Here is an 8,351-nt window from a genome sequence, read left to right on the forward strand (position 1 = left end):
TCCACCCCGAGAGACACTCCGTCCACAGGCGTTCGGCAGAACCGATCTTGGTGGATTTCAGATCACCTCGTCGGTCAGATGGTCGGGTGTGCCGAAACGATGCGCCGTGATCGAAATCGATTGCTCCAGAACGAATGGCAATAGTTCGATTCGTCCGGATTCGGTGACCGGGTGGTCGTGGACCGCCAGGTCGCATCGACGTCCGAGGTGTTCGGCGAGCGCGCGGAAGTCGCCCCCGATCAACCGGATGCGCGCCGGCGGTTCGGCCGCGACGCGGCTGTGCCAGGCGGCCTCGTCTTCGACACTCACGTGCGAGGCACAGTCGCTCAGGACCGAGCGCAGTCCGTCGGAAAGTGTTGTCGCCGTTGATACGTCGACGGGAGCGCCGGCGCGCGCCGCGGCGCCGAGCACGCGCACGAGATCCGTCGGGCGACCGTTGTCCCCGAGCCGGACATGCACCCGCGCCGGGCGATAGCGGAACAGGTTTCGTTCCGCCGTCAACCCGCTCACATCGCGCGCGACACCGAATTCGGTCCGCCACGCGCGGGCATCGCTCGCGAACGCACGCCGCAACGATTCGAGGTCTGCGTCGGGTAGATCCTCCGCGGCGGCGAGCAGCCGCTCCGGAACACCGTCGACGCGTTCGTCCACCGCGCTGTGCGGCACCGGCTTCCACGAGCCGAATCCGAGCAGATAGTTGGGTCCGCCGGCCTTGAATCCGGCACCGACCGACGACTTCTTCCAGCCGCCGAACGGCTGCCGGCGCACGATCGCGCCGGTGATCCCGCGATTGACGTAGAGATTGCCGGCCCGTACGCGGTCGAGCCACCGCCCGATCTCCTCGGCGTCGAGCGACTGCAGCCCCGCGGTGAGGCCGTACTCGACCTCGTTCTGGATGTCGATGGCCTCATCGAGATCGCGGGCGGTCATGATGGCGAGAACCGGTCCGAAGAACTCGACGAGGTGGGCGGCGGATCCGCGCCGCACCCCGGTCCGGACACCGGGCGTCCACAGCCGGCCGTCGTCGTCGAGGCGGCGCGGAGCCACCAGCCACGACTGGCCGGCTTCGAGTGTTGTCAGCGCGTCGAGCAGTTTGCCGTGCGCGGGTTCGATGAGCGGTCCCATCCGGCTGCGTGGATCCTCCGGCGGCCCCACCTGCAGCGACGTGACGGCATCGACCAGCTGGTCGCGGAACCTCCGCGACGTCGCGACCGACCCGACGAGAATCACGAGTGAGGCCGCCGAGCACTTCTGTCCCGCATGACCGAACGCGGACATCAGGATGTCGCGCACCGCGAGATCCGGGTCGGCGCTCGGAGTCACCACGATCGCGTTCTTTCCGCTGGTCTCGGCCATCAACCGCAGGTCGGGGCGAAACGAGCGGAACAGCTCGGCGGTCTCGTACGAACCGGTCAGCACCACCCGATCCACCCGCGGATCCGAGACCAACTGCCGCCCCAGCGGCTTCTCGTCGAGGTGCACCAGCTGCAACGCCTCGCGCGGTACGCCGGCCTCCCACATCGCGTCGACGAGAACCGAACCGCAGCGCGCGGCCAGCGCGGCCGGCTTGATGACCACCGCGGCTCCGGACGCCAGCGCGGCCAGCGTCGACCCGGCCGGGATCGCGACCGGGAAGTTCCACGGTGGCGTCACCACGGTGAGCGCCGACGGCAGGAACCGTGCCCCGTAGATCCGGTCGAGCTCGCGAGCCCGGTCGGCGTAGAAGTGAGCGAAATCGACGGCCTCGGAGACCTCCGGATCCGCTTGATCGAGGGTTTTCCCCGCCTCGGCGGCCATGACCTCACACAGATCGGCGCGGCGGCATTCGAGCACGTGCGCCACACGATCGAGTACCTCCGCGCGCGCCGCCCCACTGCGCGTCCCCCACTCACGTCCGGCCGCGGCGGCGGTCGTCAGGATCGCATCGAGCTGTGGTTCGTCGCTCACCCGATGTGCCGCGACGATGTCCGCACCGAGACGCGACTCCGGGACGTGCTCGAGGATCCGGCGACCCCAGATACGGTTCTGCGGCAACGATGGGTCGGTGTCGGGTGTGTTGCGGAACTCGTTGCCCGGCTGCACTTCCGGAGGAATCTGCCGATTCTGCGTGCGAGCGGGCGAGGGAATCGTGTCGTCGAGTCCGGTCACGGACGCGAGGAAGCGCTGCTTCTCCCGCTCGAACAGCGCCTCGTCGCGGTGCAGTTCGAACACCGCGGACATGAAGTTGTCGCGGCCCGCGCCCTCTTCGAGTCTGCGCACCAGGTACGAGATCGCGACGTCGAACTCCTCCGGATGCACGACCGGGGTGTAGAGCAGGAGACCTCCGACGTGCCGGCGCACGACCTCGGCCTGGGCCTGGGCCATGCCCAGCAGCATCTCGAAGTCGACTCCGTCGAGCACTCCGCGCCGGTCCGCGAGCAGCCAGGCATAGGCGATGTCGAACAGGTTGTGTCCGGCCACACCGATCCGGACGTTGTCGATGCGTGCACGATCGAACGCATAGTGGAGCAGCCTCTTGTAGTGGGTGTCCGTCTGCTGCTTCGTGTTCCACGTCGCGAGCGGCCAGCCGCGCAGCGACGCCTCGACCCGCTCCATCGGAAGATTCGCGCCTTTGACGACGCGTACCTTGATGTCCGCTCCGCCGCGTGCCCGCCGAGAGGCCGACCAGTCCTGCAGCCGCATCAACGCCGCGAGCGCATCGGGCAGGTACGCCTGCACGACGATCCCGGCCGAAAGCTGCAGCAGAGCGGGATTGTCGAGGATGCGCGTGAACGCCGTGACGGTGAGGTCGAGGTCGTGGTATTCCTCCATGTCGAGGTTGACGAACTTCGGGGTGGGCGAGTGCGCGGCGAGCTCGTACAGCGGCGTCAGGCGTTCGACGATGTCATCGACGGCCTCGTCGAACGCCCACGGCGAATGTGGTGCGACGGCCGCGGACACCTTGATCGACACATAGTCGACGTCGTCGCGGGCGAGCAGGACGCGCGTGCCGTCGAACCGGCGGACGGCCTCACGTTCGCCGAGCACCGCTTCTCCGAGCAGATTGAGATTCAATCGCACGTCGCCTCTGCGGACACGACCGATCGCGCGACCGAGCTGCGCGTCGCCGGCGTCGACGACGAGATGACCGACCATCGACCGCAGTGCCCGGCGGGCGGCGGGCACCACGATCCGCGGTAGCGTGGGGCCGAGCCTGCCGCCGAGCCGGATCGCGGCCCGCAGGGGAGGCGGGAGGAAATCCGGTATGTCGCCCGATAATTCGGCGAGATTGTGGGCGGCGACCGCCCGGTCTTCCGGTCGGATCACCCCGTCGATGAACCGCACGGTGAAGTCGAGCCCGTGCGGATCCTTCAGGACTCCGGCGAGCTGTGCAGCCGCGCGGTCGGGTGCGACGGACGCCGACTCCGACAGCCAGCGGCGCACCAGCGATATCGCATCGTCGGCAAGTGTGTCGGTGAAATGATCCGGTGCGTGTGCGCTGTCGGACATGCCGGGCCTCCCGTCCGCAGGGTGAAATTCGTCGGCCGGCGTGAGTACAGCCCTACTTCTTCCTCAGGCTGTCGAGCATCAATGTCAGTCCGGCGCCGAGCAGCCACACGTCCTTGGCGATGGCGGTGCCGTCCTGCGTGGGTTTGGGCGAGCCCTCCTCGTGCATGCCGGGAGTCTTCCAATACATGGTCATCATGCCGCCGCCGAACCCGGTCAGCGCGGCACCGGCGAGAAACGACGGAACGATCGGCGCGAGGAGCGCAGCGCCGATTCCGATTTCGGCGGTCGAGAGCGCGGTGCCGAAACTGGTCGGATTCCATTCCTTGACGGCCGGGAACGCGTTTCCGGCCATGCCCTGCAGGGCCTGAGCGTTCTCGGCGGGAAGGTTCCGCTTGCCGAGGCCGGAGTTGAGAATGAATGCTCCGGTCGCGAGGCGAAGCGGAATATGACTCAGTCGCACGATGGCACCTCGATTCTGTCGATGACGATGCACCGTCAATCTACCGACCATCACGGCCCGGCGTTTGGCTTCTGCTGCGTCCGGGAATCCGCCGGTGACAACGAGGAGGCGGACGTAAGTGACCAGTCAATCGTCGGGTGGTGGCGCGGCATCCACAGCGGAACGCGCAGCGCAGCACCCTGTACTCGAACGTTTCGCGCGCGCCGGCTACGTCGGCAGCGGTCTTGTCCACCTGCTCATCGGATACATCGCTGTCCGGATCGCATTCGGCGGGGAGGACGGTTCCGCCGACCAGTCGGGTGCGATGGCGGAGCTCGCCGAGCAGCCGGGTGGCCGCTTCGTGCTGTGGGCATGTGTCGTGGTGTTCGTGATGATGGGCATCTGGCGGATAGCCGAAGCGACCTTCGGCAGCGCGTCGCGGCCCGATGCGGTCGACCCCAAGGACAGGGCGTTCGACCGCATCAAAGCGTTGAGCCTCGCCGTGGTCTACTTCGCGTTCGCGTTGATGGCCTTCGGATTCGCCCGCGGCAACGGGAGCTCCAGCAGTGAGCAGAACACGAGTCTCACGGCGAGTCTCATGGAGTCCACGTTAGGGAAGATCGCGCTGATCGTCGGTGCACTGATCATCATCGGGGTGGGTGCTTACCACGTGCACAAGGGAGCGACCTGCAATTTCGTCGATGACCTGAAGGGCTCCACCGGGCAGGCGGTGCGAAGTCTCGGACTTGTCGGCTACGTCGCCAAGGGGCTGTCCATCGGCGTCATCGGAGTGCTGGTGATTCTTGCGGTGTTCCAGTCCCAGCCCGACAAGGCTGCCGGCCTCGACGGGGCCATCAAGACCCTCGGTGCGCAGCCGTACGGTGCGGTCCTGCTCGTGGTCGCCGGGGTGGGAATCGCCGTCTACGGGCTCTACAGCTTCGTGATGGCCCGCTACGCCAAGATGTAGCGAACCTCCGCGATCCCGGATTTCCTCCCCACATCGTGGCGGTAGGTGTCCGGGTTCGCGGCAGGATTAAGGTCAGGCCTTCTTCTGCTCCACGGCAATGTCGTCCGAGAAGACGAGCCGGCCGTCGTCGAGTGCGACACCCCAGCGTCGCACCGGTGCCCAGTCGCGGCCGAGTTGCCCGCCGGCTTTGGCTGCTTCGTTCGCGAAGTCCTCGACGACCACGCCGGCAAGTCGGTTCTTTTCTTCGTCGATGCGCACTGTCACTCGCGTTCCGACGGTGAGCTCGCCGCTGCTTGAGGGTCCCGAGTTGTTACTCATAACAATGATCATCGCATCGCATTACGCTTCGCACAGCAGGGGCCGCCCGGTGGACCGTCATTCCACGATGGGGAAGATCGACTCTCCGTCCTCGGGGCTGCCGCTGATCTGACCACGATCTACGCGTGAATCCTCGACGACCACCCCATCGACCACCTCGGCCTGCTTGAAGCCACCCTCGTCCGCTGTGGTGTCGTCCTCGATTGTCTCGTCGACGAGATCCTCGGTCAGTTCTTCATCCGGTGTCGCCGCGACCGGCCGTTCCGGCTGTTCCTCCGGCTCGATATCGGGTTCTTCCTCGGCGAGACGCTGGTCCAGCGACTCACCTTCCTGCTCCTCGCGCTGGGTCGTGCCGAACTTGTCGGCTCCGCTCCAATCTTCGGGCGGATCGACGACCTCGTCGCCGTCGTCGTTGCGTACTTCGTCGGCATCCATGCCTTCGCTCGGGCTGAGGGTGTCGCCGGGGCCGTCTTCGATACTCATGCCCGGGGAGATACCCGAGACCCCTGATCGCGAAACGCGGACGGAACCGGCTCGGCACGCGTCGCGGCCCGGCGGACGAGGTCGACGATCGTGTCGGGGGTATCGGACTGCGGCGCATGTCCTGCCCACGGCAGCGGTACGAACTGCGACCCCGGAATCAGCGGGGTGTAGCGCACTGTCTGCGCCGACGCGACGACGTCGAGTACCCCTTGTCCGAGGACGACCGGACAGGTGATCTTGTCGAGTCCGGTCGGCACGTCCATCAGAATCGAGTCCCACAGCATCGACCAGTATCCGGTGGACTCGGCAAACCCTCCCTTTACGGACAGTGATTCGGTTCGCGTGGTCCGCCACGGCATTGCGCGTAGTCCGGCCGTGAGTGCGGTGCGGCCCGCAGTGCTGTGGGACATCCGCTCGATCAGGGGGCTCCGCACCTTGTTGGCGATTCGAGCGCCGGCCATGAGCACACCTTGGAACACCCGCTCCGGCGGCAAACCCAGACCCGACGGCGACAACGCGACGACGGACAGGGCGCGGCCGCGTTTCGCGAGCTCGATTGCCAGTCGGCCTCCGAGGGAATTGCCCAGGACGTGAACCCGATCCCATCCGTGGGCGTCGAGGTCTGCGACGAGGGCATCTCCGAGGGCTTCGATGGTGGGGCGGGTCTCCAGCATCGGCGACGATCCGTGGCCGGGAAGGTCGATGGCCAGGACCTCGAAGTGCTCGGACAGGCGCGGGATGAGCTCGGAGAAGTCGTCCAGGGTAGCGCCGATGCCGTGCAGGAGAAGCAGCGGTTCGCCGGAGCCGACGCGCCGATGAGCCAGTCGAGGAGCGTGCATCAACTCATTGTCCATGGGGCGGAAGGTAGCGGCGACCCGAGCGCAGGCAGCGCGGGGCATCGTCGATTGCCGTTCGCCTGCTCATTCCGGCCGATGGGACGACCGGCGACCTGCCCACGCGGGCAGGATCCACAAGCCGAAGAACATCGTCATCGCCACCGCAGCCGCGATCACGCCGACGGTCATGTCGACCACGAAACTGAAGATCAGCAGGACCACACCGACGAGGGCGAGGCCCAGCACAGCGATGCCACCGATGGACAGACGCTGACCGATGGCAACGAGTTCGGACAGGGCATGCCGACGGAACAACAGTCGATGGATGCCGACCGGAGCGACCAGCATCATGGTCGCCGTGGCCGAGCAGGCGACCGTGACGAGGTAGATCACTTCCTGGGCGTCGGACAGTTCCTCGAATCGTCCCTGGAACGGCAGCGTCAGCAGGAAACCGGTCAGCACCTGGACGCCGGTCTGGACCACTCGCAGTTCCTGCAGCAGATTGTTCCAGTTGCGATCGAGACGTTGAGTCTCCGTTTCGTTCCGGACCCGACGATTCCACTCGGCATCGTCGCGAGTCCCGACATCGTTCATTCCCTGGTGATACCCGATTTCGGGTAGTCGACACGCGGAATCCGCCTCCTGATCACGCAACACGGAGGGACCTCGGATCTATATAGGTGCCTATGTGCGCACCTATATACTTATAGGGTGCGATCACAAGAAGCGAGTTCTATGACCAGGGCCCTCGCCCATCCGGTGTTCCGGCGCTTGTTCGCCGCGCAGGTGGTGGCCCTGATCGGCACCGGTCTGCTGACGGTTGCGCTGGGGCTGCTGGCCTACGACCTTGCCGGCAGCAACGCCGGGGCGGTGCTGGGCACGGCGCTCGCGATCAAGATGCTCGCGTATGTGGCGGTCGCGCCGGTGATCGCCGCCCTGACCGACCGGCTGCCCCGTAAGACCGTGCTGATCACTGCCGATGTAGTGCGAGCTGTCGTGGCGCTGGCGTTGCCGTTCGTGGCGCAGGTGTGGCAGATCTACGTGCTGATCTTCGTGCTCCAGGCCGCGTCGGCGACCTTCACCCCGGCGTTTCAGTCGGTGATCCCGTCGGTACTCGAGGACGAGGACGATTACACTGCGGCGCTCTCGCTCTCCCGGCTGGCCTACGATCTCGAGGCCGTGCTCTCGCCCATGCTGGCGGCGGCATTGCTGCTGGTCATCGACTACAACTCCTTGTTCGTCGGCACCGTGGTCGGCTTCGTCGCCTCGGGCCTCCTGGTGTTGACCACCGCGGTGCCGGCACTGCCGCCCGCGGAGCGGACGCAGCCGTTGCGTGCCCGGATCACCGCGGGCGCACAGGTGATGGCCTCCCGTCCGGTGTTGCGGGCGCTGTTGGTGATGAATCTGGTGGTGACCGCGGCCACCGCCCTGGTGGTGGTCAACACCGTGGTCTACGTGAAAGACCTGCTCGGCGGCACCGACACCGGGGTCGCGGTGGCGCTGGGGTGTTACGGCGCCGGATCGATGGCGGTGGCGCTGGCGTTGCCGCGGGCGCTGGGCCGGGTGCCGGATCGCAGGGTGATGCTCGCCGGGTGCGCGGTGCTGCCGCTGGGACTGGCGGTGGTCGCGGCCCTGCTGTTCAGCGACCCCGCACCCACTTTCGGATGGGCGATTCTGGGGACGATGTGGGTGGTGCTCGACGCTGTTCTTCAGAAACAGGGCCACATGATCCCCGTGCGAGATCCCCGCCTCGGCGAACAGGTGTGCAGTTCGGTTGGCCTCGGCCTCCAGCTCGCCATAGGTGAGATTTTGGTCTTCG

General features: G+C 66.6%; 7 protein-coding genes and 1 pseudogene. 2 read left to right on the forward strand and 6 right to left on the reverse strand.

Annotated elements, in window-relative coordinates; translation table 11 throughout:
• Nucleotides 1–57 precede the first annotated feature (57 nt).
• Nucleotides 58–3,489 (reverse strand): bifunctional proline dehydrogenase/L-glutamate gamma-semialdehyde dehydrogenase, encoded by a 3,432-nt coding sequence (locus Q8814_RS11625; RefSeq protein WP_330152173.1) that lies wholly within the window; start codon nucleotides 3,487–3,489, stop codon nucleotides 58–60.
• Between the two features lie 52 nt (nucleotides 3,490–3,541).
• On the reverse strand, nucleotides 3,542–3,949 hold the full coding sequence (locus Q8814_RS11630) for a hypothetical protein (protein WP_330152174.1): 408 nt from the start codon (nucleotides 3,947–3,949) through the stop codon (nucleotides 3,542–3,544).
• A gap of 118 nt (nucleotides 3,950–4,067) precedes the next feature.
• Between Q8814_RS11630 and Q8814_RS11635 the strand changes: the two genes are divergently transcribed.
• Entirely contained in the window at nucleotides 4,068–4,895 is an 828-nt protein-coding gene (locus Q8814_RS11635; RefSeq protein ID WP_330152175.1) for a DUF1206 domain-containing protein, read from the forward strand.
• A gap of 72 nt (nucleotides 4,896–4,967) precedes the next feature.
• On the opposite strand, the gene Q8814_RS11640 is transcribed toward Q8814_RS11635, so the two are convergent.
• The 4 genes from Q8814_RS11640 to Q8814_RS11655 form a co-directional block, all read right to left on the reverse strand.
• Nucleotides 4,968–5,213, reverse strand: a complete 246-nt coding sequence (locus Q8814_RS11640) for a hypothetical protein (protein ID WP_330152176.1) — start codon at nucleotides 5,211–5,213, stop codon at nucleotides 4,968–4,970.
• A gap of 57 nt (nucleotides 5,214–5,270) precedes the next feature.
• Complete coding sequence (locus tag Q8814_RS11645) at nucleotides 5,271–5,696, reverse strand: hypothetical protein (protein WP_330152177.1); 426 nt, start codon at nucleotides 5,694–5,696, stop codon at nucleotides 5,271–5,273.
• Entirely contained in the window at nucleotides 5,693–6,550 is an 858-nt protein-coding gene (locus tag Q8814_RS11650; RefSeq protein WP_330152178.1) for an alpha/beta fold hydrolase, read from the reverse strand. Before Q8814_RS11650 ends, Q8814_RS11645 begins: the two co-directional genes overlap by 4 nt.
• A 66-nt stretch (nucleotides 6,551–6,616) precedes the next feature.
• Complete coding sequence (locus tag Q8814_RS11655; RefSeq protein ID WP_330152179.1) at nucleotides 6,617–7,126, reverse strand: DUF6328 family protein; 510 nt, start codon at nucleotides 7,124–7,126, stop codon at nucleotides 6,617–6,619.
• Between the two features lie 141 nt (nucleotides 7,127–7,267).
• Here Q8814_RS11655 and Q8814_RS11660 point away from each other — a divergent pair.
• Nucleotides 7,268–8,182: pseudogene (locus Q8814_RS11660) on the forward strand (MFS transporter); the annotation flags it as partial.
• Between the last annotated feature and the right edge of the window lie 169 nt (nucleotides 8,183–8,351).

Source organism: Rhodococcus chondri (genome assembly GCF_036327435.1).
Classification (GTDB): domain Bacteria; phylum Actinomycetota; class Actinomycetes; order Mycobacteriales; family Mycobacteriaceae; genus Rhodococcus; species Rhodococcus chondri.